At 69.6% G+C, this 17,906-nt stretch carries 14 protein-coding genes and 1 riboswitch; of the genes, 5 read left to right on the forward strand and 9 right to left on the reverse strand.

Annotated features, from left to right (window positions below; translation table 11 throughout):
• Window positions 1-21: 21 nt before the first annotated feature.
• The 4 genes from ACIRL2_RS29590 to ACIRL2_RS29605 form a co-directional block, all read right to left on the reverse strand.
• Window positions 22-1,533 (reverse strand): SCO6880 family protein, encoded by a 1,512-nt coding sequence (locus tag ACIRL2_RS29590; RefSeq protein ID WP_402236012.1) that lies wholly within the window; start codon window positions 1,531-1,533, stop codon window positions 22-24.
• Window positions 1,533-2,846 carry a hypothetical protein gene (locus ACIRL2_RS29595; protein WP_395864471.1) on the reverse strand — a complete coding sequence of 438 codons (1,314 nt, stop codon included), beginning with the start codon at window positions 2,844-2,846 and terminating at the stop codon, window positions 1,533-1,535. Before ACIRL2_RS29595 ends, ACIRL2_RS29590 begins: the two co-directional genes overlap by 1 nt.
• The gene (locus tag ACIRL2_RS29600; protein ID WP_402236014.1) at window positions 2,836-3,642 is read right to left on the reverse strand and encodes a hypothetical protein; all 807 of its coding nucleotides are present in this window, start codon (window positions 3,640-3,642) and stop codon (window positions 2,836-2,838) included. The genes ACIRL2_RS29595 and ACIRL2_RS29600 overlap by 11 nt, the downstream gene beginning before the upstream one ends.
• A gap of 314 nt (window positions 3,643-3,956) precedes the next feature.
• Window positions 3,957-4,265 (reverse strand): hypothetical protein, encoded by a 309-nt coding sequence (locus tag ACIRL2_RS29605; RefSeq protein ID WP_395864725.1) that lies wholly within the window; start codon window positions 4,263-4,265, stop codon window positions 3,957-3,959.
• A 233-nt stretch (window positions 4,266-4,498) separates the two neighbouring features.
• Here ACIRL2_RS29605 and ACIRL2_RS29610 point away from each other — a divergent pair, with 233 nt between their 5' ends.
• Both ACIRL2_RS29610 and ACIRL2_RS29615 read left to right on the forward strand, forming a co-directional pair.
• Window positions 4,499-5,647, forward strand: coding sequence for an NlpC/P60 family protein (locus ACIRL2_RS29610; protein ID WP_402236017.1), 1,149 nt, complete (start codon window positions 4,499-4,501; stop codon window positions 5,645-5,647).
• 119 nt (window positions 5,648-5,766) lie between these two features.
• Entirely contained in the window at window positions 5,767-7,800 is a 2,034-nt protein-coding gene (locus ACIRL2_RS29615; protein ID WP_402236019.1) for a PIG-L family deacetylase, read from the forward strand.
• A 134-nt stretch (window positions 7,801-7,934) separates the two neighbouring features.
• Here ACIRL2_RS29615 and ACIRL2_RS29620 read toward each other — a convergent pair whose 3' ends face one another.
• Both ACIRL2_RS29620 and galE read right to left on the reverse strand, forming a co-directional pair.
• Window positions 7,935-9,290 (reverse strand): transglycosylase family protein, encoded by a 1,356-nt coding sequence (locus ACIRL2_RS29620; RefSeq protein ID WP_402236022.1) that lies wholly within the window; start codon window positions 9,288-9,290, stop codon window positions 7,935-7,937.
• A gap of 4 nt (window positions 9,291-9,294) precedes the next feature.
• Window positions 9,295-9,516, reverse strand: a riboswitch (cyclic di-AMP (ydaO/yuaA leader).
• 449 nt (window positions 9,517-9,965) lie between these two features.
• Complete coding sequence (galE, locus tag ACIRL2_RS29625) at window positions 9,966-10,934, reverse strand: UDP-glucose 4-epimerase GalE (RefSeq protein ID WP_402236025.1); 969 nt, start codon at window positions 10,932-10,934, stop codon at window positions 9,966-9,968.
• Window positions 10,935-11,139: 205 nt separating this feature from the next.
• Between galE and ACIRL2_RS29630 the strand changes: the two genes are divergently transcribed.
• Window positions 11,140-12,423, forward strand: a complete 1,284-nt coding sequence (locus ACIRL2_RS29630) for an acyltransferase family protein (RefSeq protein ID WP_402236028.1) — start codon at window positions 11,140-11,142, stop codon at window positions 12,421-12,423.
• A gap of 33 nt (window positions 12,424-12,456) precedes the next feature.
• Here ACIRL2_RS29630 and ACIRL2_RS29635 read toward each other — a convergent pair whose 3' ends face one another.
• The 3 genes from ACIRL2_RS29635 to rfbA form a co-directional block, all read right to left on the reverse strand.
• The gene (locus ACIRL2_RS29635; RefSeq protein ID WP_395864457.1) at window positions 12,457-14,046 is read right to left on the reverse strand and encodes a hypothetical protein; all 1,590 of its coding nucleotides are present in this window, start codon (window positions 14,044-14,046) and stop codon (window positions 12,457-12,459) included.
• Window positions 14,047-14,311: 265 nt separating this feature from the next.
• Window positions 14,312-14,917: a dTDP-4-dehydrorhamnose 3,5-epimerase family protein gene (locus ACIRL2_RS29640; RefSeq protein WP_395864455.1), complete on the reverse strand. Its 606-nt coding sequence runs from the start codon at window positions 14,915-14,917 to the stop codon at window positions 14,312-14,314.
• Window positions 14,918-14,930: 13 nt separating this feature from the next.
• Window positions 14,931-15,827, reverse strand: coding sequence for a glucose-1-phosphate thymidylyltransferase RfbA (rfbA, locus tag ACIRL2_RS29645; RefSeq protein ID WP_395864453.1), 897 nt, complete (start codon window positions 15,825-15,827; stop codon window positions 14,931-14,933).
• Window positions 15,828-15,945: 118 nt separating this feature from the next.
• On the opposite strand from rfbA, the gene rfbB reads away from it, so the two are divergent.
• Window positions 15,946-16,923, forward strand: a complete 978-nt coding sequence (gene rfbB / locus ACIRL2_RS29650; protein WP_395864451.1) for a dTDP-glucose 4,6-dehydratase — start codon at window positions 15,946-15,948, stop codon at window positions 16,921-16,923.
• Window positions 16,924-16,988: 65 nt separating this feature from the next.
• Window positions 16,989-17,891 (forward strand): glycosyltransferase family 2 protein, encoded by a 903-nt coding sequence (locus ACIRL2_RS29655; protein ID WP_395864449.1) that lies wholly within the window; start codon window positions 16,989-16,991, stop codon window positions 17,889-17,891.
• Window positions 17,892-17,906: the final 15 nt, after the last annotated feature.

The following is a 17,906-nucleotide window of genomic DNA, read 5'->3' on the forward strand; positions in this document are numbered from 1 at the left end:
CACTGTCGTGGCCGCCGACGCTCACTTGCGAATGCCCGTCGCGAACGGCAGCGTGTTGACGAACGCGCGGTGCTGCTCGCGGTCGCACCACTCCAGCTTGAGGAAGCACTTGCCCGCCGACGCGCGGATCGTGCGCTTGTCCCGGGAGAGTTGGTCGGGATTGCGCGAGGACACCGTGATGTAGCCGACGATGTTCACTCCCGCCGCGCCGCCCGCCAAGTCCTCGCCGCGCTGGTCGACCCGGCCGGTGTGGGCCATGTCGCGCGGGTCGACCACCCGGTTCATCTTGGCCGCGCGGGCCGCGTCCGCGTCGTCGTTGGTCTTCTCGGTGAGCATGCGCTCGATCGCCACGTCGGTGGGTTCCAGGTCCATCGTGACGGCGACGGTGCGGATCACGTCCGGGGTGTGCACCAGGAGCGGGGCCAGGAAGTTGACGCCGACCGGGGTCAGCGGCCACTCCTTGATCCACGCGGTGGCGTGGCACCACGGTTCGGCCGAATCCGACTCGCGGGTCTTGGCCTCCAGGTAGTTCTGGTGCGTCGCGTCCAGCTCGGCCGGCCACGCGTAGCGCGCCTGCATGCCCTCGAACGCGTCGATCTGGTGCTCGGGGTCGTACATCGAGTGGATCAGCGAGGACAGCCGGGCCTCGTTCAGCGGTTGCCGGACCCGGATGTCCGCCTCGGTCAACCGGGCGCAGACGTCGGTGAGTTCACGTGCCATCACCACGCCGATGCCCTTGTCGCCCTTGCCCATCACGTTCGCCTCGGCGGCCAGCTCCCGGGTGTAGTGCATGCACGCGATCAGGTAGGCCCGGTGCTGCTCGGAGGAGGTGGAGACCATCGACTGGAGCTGCTCGTAGGAGTCCTGGACCCACAGCGGCGCCTTGTGGTCGCCGCGCCGGGCCACGTCCTTGGCGTGCGCGTCCGGGTCGGCGGGCAGCGTCCGGGCCAGCACCTGCAACCGGGTGACGAAACCGTCGCCGTTGGCCACGTGCTTGAGCAGCGTGCCGAACCGCTCGACCAGCGCCTCCTGGTCCTCCGAGTCGCGCAGCCCCACACCCGGGCCCTCGATCTCGACGGCGGCGGTGACCGTGCGCCGTTCCAGGTGCAGCAGCACGGTCAGGTCGTCCGGGCCGAACGGCACACTCGACCAGGTCACCCGGCCGACCCCGGGCGGGGCACCGACCGCGACACCCTGGCCGGTCAGCCTGGTGCCCGCCTCGGTGACCGCGGACCGGTACTTCGCGCCGCGCTTGAGCGTGCGCTTGTAGGTGCGGTTGATCTCCCACCACTTGTAGAACGTGCGCTTCTTGTACGGCATGTACACGGCGGCGAACGCGAGCAGTGGGAAGCCGACCAGACCGGCGATGCGGATCACCAGGACGGGCACCAACAGGCCCCACATCAGGGCGAGTCCGCCGGCCGCGATGATCAGGAAGATCTCACCGGGCTCGCGGTTCTTGCCGATGACGGCGGTGGGTTTGGCCTTGCCGATCAGGAAGGTCCGCCGTCGGGCGACCGGTTGCGTAGTCATTACTCTTTACCGTTCCTCGCGTGAGGCGTTGCCGCGGGGTTGGCCGGAGGCGTCGGTGCCGGAGTCGGGGCGCCGCCCGATCCGCCGCCCCTGGTGCCATGGGCCGCAATGCCCGACGATACGGCGTTCGCGGTCACCGGGGCAGAGCCGGAACCGGTCGATCCCCGCGAGGCGTGCGCCTGGATGCCCTGCTTCACGTACGTGGCCGGGCCGTTGACCATGGACGCCGGACCCGCCGACTGCATCGCCTTGCGGCTGCTGTGCAGCGAGGCCATGTCGTCGCCGATGCTGGGGACGAAACGATAGATGAGCACGCTCGCGAAGATGGACAGGAACAGGATCGCCAGGCCCGAGAGCACCGACGAGAACGCGTCGTCCTTGCCGCCGGCGGTGACCGCCGTGGCCAATCCGAGCACGATCACGATCACCGGTTTGGCGAGCAGTACCGCGATCATGATCCCGGCCCAGCGCCGGACGTGGTGCCACATCGCCTTGTCCACCAGACCCGAGTACACCGCCGTGCCCAGGATCGCGCCGACGTACAACATCGCGGCACGGACCAGGAGTTCGACCCACAGCACGGCCGCGGCGGCCATCGAGAGCAAGGACACGAAGATGAGCATCACCGGCCCGCCGCCGAGGTCGCTCGCGGGATCGAGCGCCTTGGAGAAGCCGCCGAGGAACTTGTTGGTGTCCTGTTGGGTACCGGTGGCGATGGCCGCGGTGACCGCGTCGGTCATCGAGACGGCCAGATACAGCATCAGCGGCGTGAACGCGGACGCGATCACCGCGAGCCACAGGTAGCCGACCGCCTCGCTGATCGCGGTGCCGATCGGGACCCCGCGCACGGCGCGCTTGGCGACCGCGAGTATCCACAGGATCAGCGTGAGGAACGTGGACGCGGCGAACACCACCGCGTACTGGCGCAGGAAGCCGGGGTTGGTGAAGTCCACCTGCGTGGTGTCGTTGACCGCGCCGGCGAGCTTGTCGATGATCCAGGTGGCCGCGTCGGCGCAGCCCTTGGCGATCGAGCCGAGCGGGTCGGTGACGGTACCCAGCGTGCCGGTGCCCGGAGCGCTGGGGCCGCCGTTGTTGCAGATGTCCTTGGCGGGGCCGGTGAGCAGGTCGCACTCCGGCTTGCTCGCGGGTGCGCTGGGAGCGGGTGTACCGCCGGGCGGTGTGGTGGCGCCCGGTGTGGGCTCGGCCCACGCGCGGCCGGCGCCGAGCACGACGACGGTCCAGGCCGCGGTCAGTGTCCCGCCGAGGGTCAGGAATCGGTTGCGAAGGCTGCGGCGTTCCCGGTCAGCGTGCATGGCGCAATTCCCCGAACTCCCCGTCGGCCTTGGCGATGTCGTTGGCGCTGGACGGATCCTGTAGCCCGGAGACCGGAGTCGGGCCCTCCTTCTGACTGAACTCGACCAGCTTCCAGTCGCCGTTCACCCACGACAACTTCATCGTGGTGGTGTTCCACGCCTCGGCCACCGGCTTGGTGGAGCCGGGTCCGGCCAGGCCCACCACGCCGACGCTCCAGACCTCGACGGTCGCCGAAGCGGCGGTGAAGACAACGGACTTGGTGCCCATCGGGACGGCCCGACAAACGAAGGTCTGTCCCTTGGGCGGCGAGCCGTCCGGTTGCAGGCCGAATGTCGTGGTCTGCGTGCGGTAGGTCTGGTCGGCGCGCGCGAGCAGACCGTCCCGGACCGCCGGGTCGGTGACCGTGGTGATGATCGCGGTGCGCGGCTGGGCCCGGAACATCCGGTCCGAGCCGAACGCGACGACGAAGTTCGCCGCGGCGGACTGGGCGCCCTCCGCGGTCTGCGGGTAGCCGACCGGCACACCCGACTCGACGCGTTCGGGCAACTGGGCGGCGGACAGCGGTGGTCCGCTCGACGCCTCGGGCGCGGCGGAGGTCTTCGCGGCGTCCCCCGTGGTGGAACCGTCGTCCTCGTCCGAGCGGTTGGCGGCGAACAACAGGGAAACGATCACCACGGCGACCACCACGACCACACCGATCCCGGACAGTATGGGGTTGCGTCTGGGCTCCGGATCCTCCGGTGAGGAGGTGGGTCTGGGCAGCCGGGTACGCGTGACCGGTTCCTCGTCGCTCATGGCCTGTCCCCCTTACCGCGGCAGGCCGGAAGATACGGACGACCCGCGCGCACAACACTGTCCCCGGCGGCGGAGCGCCGCCGGGTTCGGTTGCAGCCGGAACGATCTTCCCAGACGGGAACTCATTCCGGTGGCACCGCGCTGTTGCGTGAACACAGGCTCGATTGTCCGGTAAAGGAACCGGAATTGCTGCTTTGCCTCGAATGCGGAATGGGGCATTCCGGTTTCGGGGCGCACGGCACACCGAAGTGCGCCGCGCCCGGGATGAAACACCACGGGATTCGCCACCTTGGGACGGCAGGGTGCGAATCGGTCTAGATCGCCATTCCGTACACGATCGTGAACAGCGTCCCGAGCGATCCGATGATGAAGACACCGGTCAGGCCGGCGATGATGAGGCCCTTGCCCTGCTCCGCGCTGAACGTGTCGCGCATCGCGGTGGCACCTATGCGCTGCTTCGCCGCGCCCCAGATGGCCAGGGCCAGACAAAGCAGCAGTGCGACGGCCATGATCACCTCGACCATGATCCGGGCCTCCGCCCCCAGCTTCGCGAACGGGCCCCAGTCCGGAGCTATCCCGCCGATGATCGTATTGATGTCGCCATTGCCTTCGCCAAGAAACACGTTGTTCACCGCCCCCGAGGTCGGGCTTTTGGTTGCCTCCGGTCGCATTCGACCGGAGGAGTGGTCGTTCGTTTATTGTGCTGTGGGGAAGCCGATCGGGCTACCACCTCGGCAAGTGTGTCTGCTCACTGTGTGTATCACGGGTGATTGCGCTGAGCAATCGTGGCACGCACAATGTGGACGGAGAGTCCGTCGCGGCCCGTCCAGGCCGCGAAGAATCGGGGGTGCCCGCCATGCGCAAAGCCTGGGTCGCCGGTGGCATCGCGTTCGCGATTCCCTTCGGTCTGGTCGGTCTTCTCACTGTAGGCGTCGGTGCGATGCAATCCGCGTCCGGTACGCAGACCGGCGTGGGCGGCACGATGGCGCTGGCTCCCGGCACGGTGCCCGCCGCGTACGCGGCGGCGATCGACAAGTGGGGGCGGCTCTGCCCGGAGATCTCCCCGGCGCTGCTCGCCGCGCAGCTCTACCAGGAGAGCGGCTTCGACCCGAACGCGGTGAGCAACGTGGGCGCCCAGGGCATCGCCCAGTTCATGCCCACGACGTGGCCGGAGTGGGCCACCGACGGCAACGGGGACGGCAAGTCGAGCCCGTGGGATCCCGCCGACGCCATCCCGGCCGCGGCGCGCTACGACTGCTCGTTGGCCAAATATGTCGCCTCGGTGCCCGGCGACCGCACCAACAACATGCTCGCCGCGTACAACGCGGGCGCGTACCGGGTGATGCAGTACAAGGGCATCCCGCCGTACACCCAGACCCAGGACTACGTGAAGTCGATCCGCTCGCTGGAGCAGAGCTTCGGCGTGGTGCAGGCCCCGCTCCAGCCGATGGCGCAGGCGGCGGGCGCGGTCAACTGGGCGCAGACCAAGCTCGGTACCCCCTACCTGTGGGGCGGTGAGGGCACCGCGGCCGACGGCGGCCGGTTCGACTGCTCGGGGCTGACCCAGGCCGCCTACGAGACGGTGAACATCAAGCTGCCCCGGGTGGCCAACGACCAGTGGAACGCCGGCCGGCACCCCTCACGCGACCAACTCCTGCCCGGCGACCTGGTGTTCTTCGCCACCGACCTGAGCGACCCGCGCAGCATCCACCACGTCGGGATCTACGTGGGCAACGGCCAGATGATCCACGCGCCGTACACCGGCACGGTGATCAAGTTCGGCCCGATCGACAAGCCGGACTACATCGGCGCGACCCGGGTCACGCCCGAGGGCGCGAAGTCGCTGCCGGACCGCAGCCCCGGCTCGGCGAACAACGATTCGGGCGCGGGCAGTCCGGCCGCCGACCCGGGCCGCTCCACCGCGTCGGGCGGCAAGGTGCCGGCCCGACTTCCGGCCGCGGCCGAGCCGCGCGGCGCGGACGCGGGCGGCGCGCGGGCGCGCTGACCGCCGGGGCGCCACGCGATTCCCGCCGGCCGATCGGGCCGTGCCGGGTGCGGGCGGGCGCCGGCGACCGGCGATGATGAGGTCGGTTCGCCCGCGACGGCAGAAAGGTACCGGCCGAGATGGCGATGATCCCCGGCACCGGAAGATTCACCGCGGTGGTCGGCGTCCTGGCGCTGGGCTTCGCGCTCGGGGTGGTGAAGTTGACCGGTCCGTACGGTTCGCCCCCGTACCACGCGCCGACCCGACCGATCGGCATCGAGACCCTGACACCGCGGCCCGGCACGACCGGTGCGGTGATGCAGGTGGTCGCGCACCAGGACGACGACCTCTACTTCATGAACCCCGACGTGGACCGCGCGGTGCGGGCGGGCACGGAAAGCGTCACGGTCTTCCTCACCGCGGGTGAGGCGGACGGGCGCAACGGCCCCGGCGGACGGCCCGATCCCCAGGCGTACGCCGCCGCGCGCAACAACGGCTCACGCGCCGCGTACGCGTTCATGGCGCTCGGGGATCGCGCGGCGCGCTGGGAGCGGCACAGCGTACGGCTGCGCGACGGCGCGCACGCCGAACTCGACCGACTCGTGGACGCCCCGAACATCAAGCTGGTGTTCCTCAACACCCGCAAGGAGGAGGGCATCGGCGCGCACGGGCGGCTGCGCACGTTGTGGAACGGCTCGGAACGCGAACTGGACACGCTGGCCCCGCGGGACGAGCCGGCGGGCGGACCCTACACGTACACCAGGGACGGCCTGATCGACTCGCTCGCGGACCTGATGCGGGCCCAGACGCCGACCGTGGTGCGCACGCTCGACCCGGAGCCGGACCGGCAGCGACACGATGGCGCGCACCCCGTACACGCCGACAACGGTGGTGTCTCGGACCACCAGGACCACACCGCCGCCGCACAGTTCACGTGGGAGGCGCTGCGCCGGTACAACGCCGATCGACCGGCCGCGAGCGCCGCCGCGATCGCCTACCGGGGCTACTACAACGAGCGTTGGCCGCACAATCTGGCGCCGGCGGCGCGCGAGCGCAAGGACGGGATCATCCGGGTGTACGGCTGGACGGACCGGGTGCGTCACTGCCCGGGTCGGGTGGACTGCGGCGACCTCAAGGTGCGGGACACCGCGCCCGGGACCAACTGGCCGCAGAGCACCACCTATCGCTACCCGAACGCGGGAGTGCGCCCGGTGCTCGGCGCGGACGGCCGGCTCACCGCTTGGGCCGTGCTCGGCGGGCGCGTCACCCGGTGGACCCAGGACGCCGTCGGCGGCCCGAACTGGTCCCCGGCGCACTCGATGCCCGGCCCCGGCGACGGCGAACTGGCCCCGGGGCTCGCCGCGGTGCGCATCGCGGACGGCCGGATCGCGGTGTTCGTGCTGCGCATCGGCGGTGCCCGCCGGGCCGATCGGGACCGGTTCGAGATCCTCACGGCGACCGAGACGACGCCCGGCGGCGAACTGGGGCCGTGGCGCGGCCTGGGCAACCCCGACGGCGACGGACGCGGCCCGGGCACACCGGTGGTCGGGGTGGACGGCGCGGGCGGGCTGTACCTGTTCGTGCGCGACCGGGACAAGGGGATCAGCGGCCGTCATCGGCCCGCCGGGAGCGACACGTGGTCGGCGTGGCGGGACCTGGGCGGCGGGGAGATCGTCGAGGGGCCCGGCGCGGTGACCCGCCCGGACGGCCGGGTCGTGGTCTTCGGCACGGCGCGTGAGGGCATTCGCTACTGGGAACCGGTCGGCGAGCGGTCGGGGCCGCCGCGCACGATCGCGGCCGAGCGACCGGCGGGCCCGCCCGCCGTGTCGGTGGGCGCCGACGGCCGGGTGGGTGTCGCCTACCGGCGCGCCGGCACACCGGAGATCGCGAGCGTGGTCGAGGGCGGGCCGAACGGGTGGGTGCCGGCCGACTCGGGAGCCGCGGGCGCGGGTTACGAGGCGTTGAGCCGAGTGCCCCGACCGGACGGCACGACGGCGACGCTGACCCGGGACGCCGACGGCCGGCCGATCGTCCTCGGCGCGTCCGGGGCGCCGGTCGTGCTCGACGAGCGCACGGTCGCGGTCGATCCCACCGGCGCGCCGGACGGCGCCGGGCACGCGGTGGCCCTGTGGCTCGGTCCGGACGGTGCGCTGCGCACCGCGCGGCTGCCCTGACGGCACCGTCCGGGCACGCGCACCGGTCCGCACATGCGAATCGTCCGCACACGCGCACCGGTTTGAACACGCGAACGGCGGGCGCTCCCTGGAGGGAACGCCCGCCGTTCGATGCAGCGGGTGGAGCGGGTGACTCAGACGCTGACGCCGTGGCTGCGCAGCCAGGTCATCGGGTTGACCGCGGAGCCGTAGTTCGGCGTGGTGCGGACCTCGAAGTGCAGGTGCGGGCCGGTGACGTTGCCGGTCGCGCCGGAGAGCGCGATCTTCTGGCCGGTCTGCACCTTCATCCCGGCCTTGACCGAGATCGAGGACAGGTGCGCGTACTGGGTGTACTTGCCGTCCGCGTGCCGGATGACGACCTCGTTGCCGTACGCGCCGCCCCAACCGGCCGACACGACGGTGCCCGAGGTGACCGCGCGCACCGTGGTGCCGGTCGAGACCGCGAAGTCCTGGCCGGTGTGGCTGCCGCTGGACCAGCGCGAGCCGCCGGAGCCGAAGCTCGCGGTGAGCGTGGCGCCCGAGACCGGGGCGACGTACGAGCCGGAGGCGGTCGTCGTCGATTCGGTCTTGGCGGCCTCGGTCTTGGTGGTCGCGGCCTTCGGAGCCGGCTTGCTCTCCGTCTTGGCCTTCGGAGCCTCAGCCTTGGGGGCCTCGGTCTTCGGCGTCTCGGCCTTCTGCACCTCGACCTTGGGCGCGGCGGCCTCGGTCTTGGTGGTGGTCGGCGCGGCCTTGCCGTCGACCGTGAGCTTCTGGCCCGGGAAGATCAGGTCGGGGTTCTCGCCGACGACGGACTTGTTGGCCTCGTACAGCTTCGGCCAACCGCCGGGCACGTGCGCGGCGTTCGCGATCTTGGAGAGCGTGTCGCCGGTGACCACGACGTAGGACGAGGTCGCGGCGGCCGGCTCGGTCTTCGGAGTCTCGGTCTTGGGCGCCTCGGTCTTCGGGGCCTCGGCCTTGGGGGCCTCGGTCTTCGGAGCCTCGGTCTTGACCTCGATCTTCGGCGCGGCGGCCGTCTTCTTCGGGGCCGGCTTGGCGGTCTCGGTCTTGGGAGCGGTCTTCGGCGCGGTCTTGCCGGCCGAGGAGCCGGTGTCGACGTCGGCGGCGGCGCCGCCTCGGGTCAGGCCGGCCTTGACCGAGCACACCGGCCACGCGCCGGGGCCCTGGCCCTTGAGGACCTTCTCGGCGATCGCGATCTGCTGACCCTTGGTCGCCAGGTCGGCGCGGGCGGCGAACTCCGTGCCGCCGAACGCCTTCCAGGTGCTCGCGGTGAACTGCAGGCCGCCGTAGAAGCCGTTTCCGGTGTTGATCTGCCAGTTGCCCGTGCTCTCGCACTGGGCGACCTTGTCCCAGGTGCTCACGGAGGCGGCCTGGGCGGTGCCCGCGCCGATGATCGGCATGGCGACGCCGACTCCGGCGACACCCGCCGCGGCGATCAGACGCGTGGTCCTACTGGTGCTGCGACGGCGATGACGCCCGGTTCCGGACAGCATGGCTGGATCCTCTCCCACGCCTACGAGGTGAGCTGTCGGATTCGGGCCGGAGATCGATAGCCCGGCCACGTCCCGAAGGACATGGCTTCACCCCAAGCCGTTCGCGGCGTCCGATCATCGAGATCGGGGCCGTTCGCGGCGGTTCACCTGTGGTTCCCCCGCTCCTGTCGTGTGGTGCTCGTCAGCCTCCCGAACGGCCGGCGACAGGATTCGGCGTACCGGCGATCGGGGTCCGTGTGGGATACGGACGGATCGAACGCTAAGCAGGCCTCGCCGAAGATCACAAGTCTGTGTCGGATAGACGTCGATTATCCGTTTTGCGGATGAGCGCAATGTAGATGATCCCTTACGGAAAGGACCGTAGTTGGCGTTCCGTGGTGGAAGGGCAGGGAACGCGTGACATCGGCCCTTGGTCACGGCGTACGCCGATCACCCGGGAAAGATCACCTACGCCCCGTTCGTCACACCCGCATCGCGTGTGGCGTCGCGCGGACCGGGCCCCTGCCCACCGACAGGGGCGTACGCACCCGTGATCGACGTGATTCGGCCCACAGACGAAGCACGTCATGTCCGATTTGCCCCAGGAGACTTCACCCTGCGTCGTCACGGGATCGCGACGCGACACCGCCCGCGGCGCCGGCTGATGCGCGGCGCCGCGGGCGGTGTGTGCGGGACTCAGCCGCGCTGCGCGCGCCAGCCGGCCCACGCGCTCTCCACCATGTCCGCCGTGTCGTGCCGGGCCTTCCAGCCCAGTTCGGTGGTGATGCGATCGGCGCTCGCGACCACCCGGGCCGGGTCGCCCGCGCGCCGGGGTCGCAGCTCCGGCGCGATGTCGCGCAAACCGGTGACCTCGCGGATGAGTTCCACCATCTCGCGCACCGACGTGCCCTCACCGCGACCGACGTTGAGCACCAGACGCGCGTCCGGGTCGGTGCCGAGCCGACGGGTGGCCGCCACGTGTGCCTCGGCCAGGTCCACCACATGGATGAAGTCGCGCACGCAGGTGCCGTCCGGGGTGTCGTAGTCGTCCCCGAAGATCACCGGCGCCTGATCGGCCGTCAGCTTCTCCAGCACCATCGGCACGAGGTTGAACACGCCCTCGTCCGCGAGTTCCGGCGCGCCCGCGCCCGCGACGTTGAAGTAGCGCAGCGCGGCGTACGAGATGCCGTGCGCGCGCGCCGTGGCCTTGATCATCCACTCGCCGACGAGCTTGCTCTCGCCGTACGGGTTGATCGGCAGGCACGGGGTCTCCTCGTCGACGAGGTCGACGTCGGGCATGCCGTAGACGGCGGCGCTGGAGGAGAACACGACGCGCGTGACGTCGGCCGCGACCATGGCCGCGAGCAGGACGCGCAGACCCTCGACGTTCTCCTCGTAGTAGTAGAGGGGGCGCGCGACCGATTCGGGCACCTGCTTCTTCGCCGCGATGTGCACCACGCCGTCCACGGCGTGCGCCCGGAACGTCTCGTCCAGCAGCGCCCGGTCCAGCACCGAGCCGACCACCAGCGGCACATTTTCGGGAACCCGTTCGCGCGCGCCCGTGGAGAAGTCGTCGAGGACGACCACATCCTCGCCGGCCGCGAGCAACGCCCGCACGACATGCGTCCCGATGTACCCGGCACCGCCGGTGACAAGCCACTTCATGAGGCGACCCTACCCGGCATCCCGGGTTCGCGGAGGGTGCGCGAATCGCGCGTGGCGACCCCCGCGGCGCCCGCCCTCCAGGGTGCCTGACCCGGGGTCGGGTCGACCGTTACCATGCACAGGATCTCGTGGGCAGGGCGCATATTCGCCCAGGGGGGATCCTGCGTCGCTTCCGGGCGGCCACATCGGGAAGGGCGTAAAGCGCGTGCGACGCGACTTCGGAGTGGGTCGGCAAGGAACGCTGGCCGAACGATTCTCCGGCCGGGACAACAGCATCGGATTGATCCGGCTCCTGCTGGCGACAGCGGTCGTGGTGGCGCACGCGCACATCCTGGGCGGCTTCGGCAAGCACGAGCCGGGCAACGGCTTCACCGGCATGCAGGTCGGCCTCGGCCGGATGTCCGTGTACGGCTTCTTCGTGCTGTCCGGCTTCCTGATCACCCGCAGCGGCATGCGCACCACGACCGGGCGCTACCTGTGGCACCGGATGTTGCGCATCCTGCCCGGTCTGTGGGTCTGCGTGCTGTTCACCGCGCTGGTGGCCGCGCCGATCATGTTCCGTCACCAGCAGGGTTCGCTGGACGGTTTCTGGCGCCATGGCGAAGGCCCGTTCGACTACATCCGCGCGAACTGGTGGACCGGTCTGCGGCAGTTGGACATCTCCAACATCCTGGCCACCGGGAAGAAGGAGGGGCACGCCTTCGACCCCGGCTTCGACGGCGCGCTGTGGTCGCTGAGCTACGAGATGACCTGCTACGTGGTCGTCGCGGCGATGGCCTGGTCCGGCGTGCTGCGCGGATCCCGCCGGTTCGTGCTGCTGGTGACCACCCTGCTGTACGGCTGGATCGTGATGGACCTGGTGAACGCCCCCGGCTGGCGCGGTCCGCAGAACACCAACGGCACCGACATCCACGTGCCGATCCTGAGCGAGTTCATCGGCCCGCTGCACAGCCAGTACCTGATCTACCTGAGCTTCCTGTTCTGCGTCGGCATGCTCTTCCAGCTCTACCAGGAGCGCATCCCGGTCAACGACGTGCTCGGCGTGGTCTCGATCGTCGCGTTGTTCGCGAGCATGCGCTTCGGCGGCTTCTTCGTGATCGGCTTCCCGGCCTTCGCGTACGCGCTGATGTGGCTCGCGGTGCGCCTGCCCAAGCCCTTCCGGGTGGTCGGCCGCAAGCGCGACCTGTCGTACGGCATCTATATCTACGGCTTCGTCGTCGAGCAGTTCCTGGTCGTGCTCGGGTACAACCGACACGGCTTCATGGCCTACCTCGGCCTGTCGCTGGTCGGCACCTTCGTTCTGGCCGCCGCCTCGTGGTACCTGGTGGAGAAGCCCGCGATGCGGTTGAAGGACTGGACCCCGGGCCTGTTCCGGTCCCGGTTGCCGGAGCCCAAGCCCGCCCAAGCCGACACGGCCACCCCGGACACGACGAAGGCGGCGCCGGGTTCCTCGACCTCGACGCCGCCCTCCGTATCGGTGAACCGCTAGGACCGCCCGGCCCTTGGGTCCCGCGGTCCCCGCTCAGCCGTTGTTCGCCCCCGGGGTGTTGCGGACCGGGAGCTTCCACGGCGGGGTGCCCAACCGCTGGCACTTTTGCTTGTTCGCGTAGCGCGGGCACTCGCCGCCGGCCTTCTGCAACTGGTGCGAGCGGTAGGTCAGCGAACCGATGCTCGAGTCGTCCACCGGCATGATGTCGTCGGCGACCGACGAGGCCGCGGTGCCGAACAGCAGGACCATCGCGGCCAGCGCGCCGATCGTGCTCGCCATCCCGGGAGTCGTGCGCCAGCGCGCGCCGACGTGCTTGGGCTCGGCGTCCGTGGCCGGGTCCGCGCGGTGCACGACGAACCGGTTCCACAGCGACTTCAGCCGTTGCGCGGACAGGTGGATCGCCACGCCCACCAGGAGCAGCATCACGTAGGCGAGCTCGATCGAGGTGCGCGGGTAGAGCTGCACCGCCTGGTCCTGGAACATGTGCGACGCGAACCAGAATCGCATCAGCCACGAGCTGGCCAGGCAGGCCACGAGTGCCAGCACCAGCGAGCGCCGCATGCCGAGCGCGAGCGCGACCGCGAGACCCAGCAGCAGGATCAACATGAACACGCCGACGCCGCCGAGCTCGCCGGGCGGCGGCCACATGCCCACCTCGCCGGGCGAGTCGCCGCGCCACATCAGGAAGTACGCGGGGTCGACCTTGGTGTCGAAGTAGAAGTAGTCGTCCTTCTCGCCGCCGCCCTTGAGCAGCAGGTCCTTGATGTACAGGCCGCCGATGATCAGGAACGGGATGATCGTCGCGACCACGAAGACCATCGCCGCCTTGAAGCCGCGTTTCCACGGCAACACCAGCAGACAGGTCACCAGCACACCGGCCGCGGACCAGACGAACCAGCCCGAGTAGGCGATCACCATCACGCCCAGCATCACGCCGAAGGCCACACCGGTGGTCACCCGATCGCGTGTCGTCATCTGCGGTGATCGGCGCAGGACCTGGATGAACTTCGCGATGATCGGCACGAACACGACCAGCACGATCGTGGTGTAGGGCTTGACCGGCTCGTACAGCGGGATCGAGCTGGTCACGCCGATGGCCAGGGCCCACAGCGGCTGGAACCACAGGCGCCAGGCGAGGTAGGCGGCCGGTCCGATCAGCGCCATGATCAGGATCTGCAGGTCCTGGAGGGCGTACGAGGTGTTCCCGTGCCGGAACACCTTCGCCCACAGCGCGAGCAGTTCCGGGAACAGCGGCGGGTACACGCCCGAGGGAATCGACTCGCCCCGGTTGATCGCCCCCGCCCAGTTCGCGAGGGTGCCCACGTCACCGCCGACGCCGTTGATCGGCCACGGCGTGCCGCGCAGGCCGATCGTGGTGCCGCCCGCGACGAAGCCGGTGGCGAGTCCGGCCACGACGGCGCACGAGAGGCGCACGAACAGCGCCTGCAGGTCCGGACCGAACCGCCGGTAGGCGATCACCAGCGCCGCGATGACCAGCAGCGCGATCAGCGTCATCCGCAGTTGCAGCATGGCCAGACCGCTGACCTGGCCGATCCGGTTGATCGGGTTGACCCGGATGTTGCGAGCCCACACGGCGAACACCACCGCGGTGAGTACCGCCACAGCGCCTTCCGCACAGACCAACAGCGGGCGCCGCCACCAGGGCGCCGGCGACGAGGCCGCCGTCGTCGGCAGGGTCTTCGGTGGTGAGGACGTGGGAAGGTCGGGCGACGGGGCGCACTCCACCTGGTATCTCCTTCAATGGGGCCGGGCAAGGGCCTGCCGGTCGACCCGCGGGCGATCACGCGCGGATGGACCGGCAGGACAGGAATCGAGACGTTCACAACCCCGTCGCGGGTTGCGCGTACGGGGCGTCGACCGCGCCGGATCAGGCGCCGACGGAACCGAGCGAGTCGGTGAAGTCCTTGCAGATCGAGTACTGCGGGAGCAGCCCCGAGGAGGTCGCGTCGTCGAACGAAGGGGCCTCGGCGTCCCGGGCGGAGAGCACAGGCGCGTCGGTCTGCCAGTCGATCGCCAACCGGGGATCGAGCGGATGCACGGTGTGTTCCCGCTCGGGGGCGTAGGTGGCCGAGCACAGGTAGACCAGCGTCGCGTCCTCGGACTGCGCGCAGAATCCGTGCCCGATGCCCTCGGAGACGTAGAGCGCCTTGCGCTCGACATCGTCCAGCAACACGCTCTCCCAGCGACCGAACGTCGGGGACCCGACCCGCAGATCGACCACGACGTCGAGCAGGGCGCCGCGCACGCAGGTCAGGTATTTCGCCTGCCCGGGCGGGACGTCGGCGAAGTGCACGCCGCGGACCACGCCGCGAGCCGACACCGACATGTTGGCCTGAGCGAGATCCAGCGGGTGACCCACGACCTTCGCCAGGTGGTCGAACCGGTACCACTCCGTGAACATGCCACGCGGGTCGCCGTGCAGGCGCGGCGTGATCTCCCAGACCCCGTCGATGCTGAGCGGGCGGATATCCATGCGAGCTTCCTCGTCAACGCTTGTCGGGATTGGGGGACAGGCCCTCACCGTAGTCGAGCAGATCGAGCAGGTATTTGCCGTAGCCGCTCTTGAGCAGGGGGGTCGCGATCGCCCGTACCGCGTCCTCGTCGATGAAGCCCGCCCGCCAGGCGGCCTCCTCGATACAGCCGATCTTGAGCCCCTGGCGCTGCTCGATGACCCGGACGAACTCGGACGCCTGGACCATCGAGTCGAAGGTCCCGGTGTCCAGCCACGCCGTGCCGCGATCGAGCAGCGTCACGCTCAGTTCGTCCGCGCGCAGGTAGGCGTCGATGATCTCGGTGATCTCCAACTCGCCGCGTGCGCTGGGCTTGAGGTCGCGAGCGAACTCCACGACCCGGTTGTCGAAGAAATACAGCCCCGGGACCGCGTAACGGGACTTGGGCCGAGTGGGCTTCTCCTCGATGGACAGCGCCCGACCCTCGGCGTCGAACTCCACCACGCCGTAGGCACTCGGGTTCGCGACCGGGCAGGCGAAGACGCGTGCGCCCGTCAGATTCGTGTGGCCGCGCAACTGCCGTCCCAGACCGACACCGTGGAAGATGTTGTCGCCCAGGACGAGGGAGGCCGGTTCGTCGCCGATGAAGTCCGCGCCGAGTACGAAAGCCTGCGCGATTCCCTCGGGCCGCTCCTGCACGGCGTATTCGAGCCGCAGGCCCAGTCGCGACCCGTCCCCGAGCAGACGTCGGAACTGCGGCTGGTCGTGCGGGGTGGTGACGACCAGGATCTCGCGGATGCCGGACATGATCAAAGTGGACAGCGGATAGTAGATCATCGGCTTGTCGAAGACTGGCATGAGTTGCTTCGAGACAGCCTGGGTCAAAGGCCACAGACGGGAGCCGGTGCCACCCGCGAGAAGAATGCCGCGCATGGCGCACACCCTACGTGGTGCGGGTGAACACCAGGTTCGGTCGGATCACGAGTGGGTCCCGAACGACTCGCGGGGTCACCGGAAAGGCTTGGGGGGCTGCGTGTAGAATCCCCTCTCTATGCAGATCTTGGTTACAGGTGGGGCCGGCTTCATCGGCTCGGAGTTCGTTCGGGGTTTGTTGTCCCGTTCGAGCGTGTCCGACACGGTCACCGTTTTGGACAAGCTTTCCTACTCGGGCAACATCGCCAATCTGGCCGACGTCGCGGGACACCCGGGATACACCTTCGTCCAGGGCGACATTCGCGATGCGGACGTGGTCGATCAGATCGTGCCCGGTCACGACGTCGTGGTGCACTTCGCGGCCGAATCCCACGTCGACAGGTCGATCTCCGGTGCGATGGAGTTCGTGACCACCAACGTCGTGGGCACCCAGGTCCTCCTCGACGCCGCGCGCAAGCACCGGGTGAATCGCTTCGTCCACGTGTCCACCGACGAGGTGTACGGCTCGATCGCCGAGGGCTCGTGGACCGAGGGCTGGCCGCTGGCCCCCAACTCGCCGTACTCGGCGAGCAAGGCGGGCTCCGACCTGCTGGCCCTCGCGGCCTTCCGCACGCACGGCATGGACGTCGTGCTCACCCGCTGCTCCAACAACTACGGGCCGTACCAGTTCCCGGAGAAGATGATCCCGCTGTTCCTGACCAACCTGTTCGACGGACACTCGGTGCCGTTGTACGGGGACGGCGCGAACGTGCGGGACTGGCTGCACGTGTCGGACCACTGCGCGGGCATCGAGAAGGTCATGCGCCTCGGGCGTGCCGGCGAGACGTACCACATCGGCGGTGGCGTCGAGTTGACCAACAAGGAACTGACCGGCCTGCTTCTGGAAGCGTGCGGGGCGGACTGGGGGATGGTTCGCCGGGTCGAGGACCGCAAGGGGCACGACCTGCGCTACTCGTTGTCCATCCAAAAGATCCAGGACGAACTCGGTTACGCTCCGGCCATACCCTTCGACCGAGGTCTCGCGGACACCGTAGCCTGGTATAGGGCCAATCGACCCTGGTGGGAACCGTTGAAGGCCCGGGCATCCGGGGCCTGATCCGGCTCGATGGTGGACGCACCACCGCTCGCTCCGTCGCCCGATCACTTAGGTGTATGAATCCCATGACCACGTTCGACATCATGTTGCCGTACTACGGCCCCGTTTCGCTGATGCAGGCCGCCGTGCGGAGCGTCATGACGCAGTCCGATCGGGACTGGCGGCTCACCGTGGTCGACGACGGCCGCGAGGAGGGCGTCGCGGAGTGGTTCGAGGCGCTGGGCGACAAGCGCGTGCGGTACCAGCGCAACGAACGCAACCTCGGCGTCTCCGGCAACTACCGCAAGTGCATCGGTCTGGTCGAGTTCGACCGGGTGGTCCTGATGGGGACCGACGACATCATGCTGCCGAACTACCTCGAGTGCATGCGCGCGTCGCTCGCGGTGGCTCCGGACGTCGCGATGATCCAGCCGGGTGTCGAGGTCATCGACGGCCTCGGCCAGCCGCTGCGGACCCTGGTGGACGGGACCAAGCGGCGGATCTACGCACCCAAGGTGGACGGCCATCGGCTGATGGGCGGCCAGGAGTTGGCCACCGGGCTGGTGCGGGGCAACTGGTTGTACTTCCCGTCGATGTGCTGGCGTGCCGACGCGCTCAAGGCGGTGTCGTTCCGCGAGGATCTGCGGGTCACCCAGGACCTCGCGCTGGTCATGGAACTGCTGCTTCGCGGCGAGGAGTTGCTCGTCTCGAGCACGACCTGCTTCCAGTACCGCAGGCACGCGGCCAGCATCTCCTCGACCACGGCCGGCACCGGTGCCCGGTTCGCCGAGGAGCGCCGCTACTTCCTGGAACTGGCCAAAGTCGCCCAGGAGCACGGTTGGTCCCGCACGGCCAAGGCGGCCCGCTTCCACGTCGCGTCGCGGCTGCACGCGTTGACGCTGCTGCCGGGCGCCGTGCGTACGGGGCGCAAGGAGAGCGTGTCGAACATCGTCGCGCACGCGTTCGGTTCGGTGCGCCAGGCGCGATAACCCGCGTCTCGGCGG

Source organism: Embleya sp. NPDC127516, assembly GCF_044765325.1.
Lineage (GTDB): Bacteria > Actinomycetota > Actinomycetes > Streptomycetales > Streptomycetaceae > Embleya.

Coding starts and splice junctions, on each gene's coding strand:
- ACIRL2_RS29600 (WP_402236014.1), bottom strand. CDS start 3,642: ATGAGCGACGAGGAACCGGTCACGCGTACCCGGCTGCCCAGACCCACC.
- ACIRL2_RS29615 (WP_402236019.1), top strand. CDS start 5,767: ATGGCGATGATCCCCGGCACCGGAAGATTCACCGCGGTGGTCGGCGTC.
- ACIRL2_RS29595 (WP_395864471.1), bottom strand. CDS start 2,846: ATGCACGCTGACCGGGAACGCCGCAGCCTTCGCAACCGATTCCTGACC.
- rfbB (WP_395864451.1), top strand. CDS start 15,946: ATGCAGATCTTGGTTACAGGTGGGGCCGGCTTCATCGGCTCGGAGTTC.
- ACIRL2_RS29640 (WP_395864455.1), bottom strand. CDS start 14,917: ATGGATATCCGCCCGCTCAGCATCGACGGGGTCTGGGAGATCACGCCG.
- ACIRL2_RS29610 (WP_402236017.1), top strand. CDS start 4,499: ATGCGCAAAGCCTGGGTCGCCGGTGGCATCGCGTTCGCGATTCCCTTC.
- ACIRL2_RS29655 (WP_395864449.1), top strand. CDS start 16,989: ATGACCACGTTCGACATCATGTTGCCGTACTACGGCCCCGTTTCGCTG.
- galE (WP_402236025.1), bottom strand. CDS start 10,934: ATGAAGTGGCTTGTCACCGGCGGTGCCGGGTACATCGGGACGCATGTC.
- ACIRL2_RS29590 (WP_402236012.1), bottom strand. CDS start 1,533: ATGACTACGCAACCGGTCGCCCGACGGCGGACCTTCCTGATCGGCAAG.
- ACIRL2_RS29620 (WP_402236022.1), bottom strand. CDS start 9,290: ATGCTGTCCGGAACCGGGCGTCATCGCCGTCGCAGCACCAGTAGGACC.
- rfbA (WP_395864453.1), bottom strand. CDS start 15,827: ATGCGCGGCATTCTTCTCGCGGGTGGCACCGGCTCCCGTCTGTGGCCT.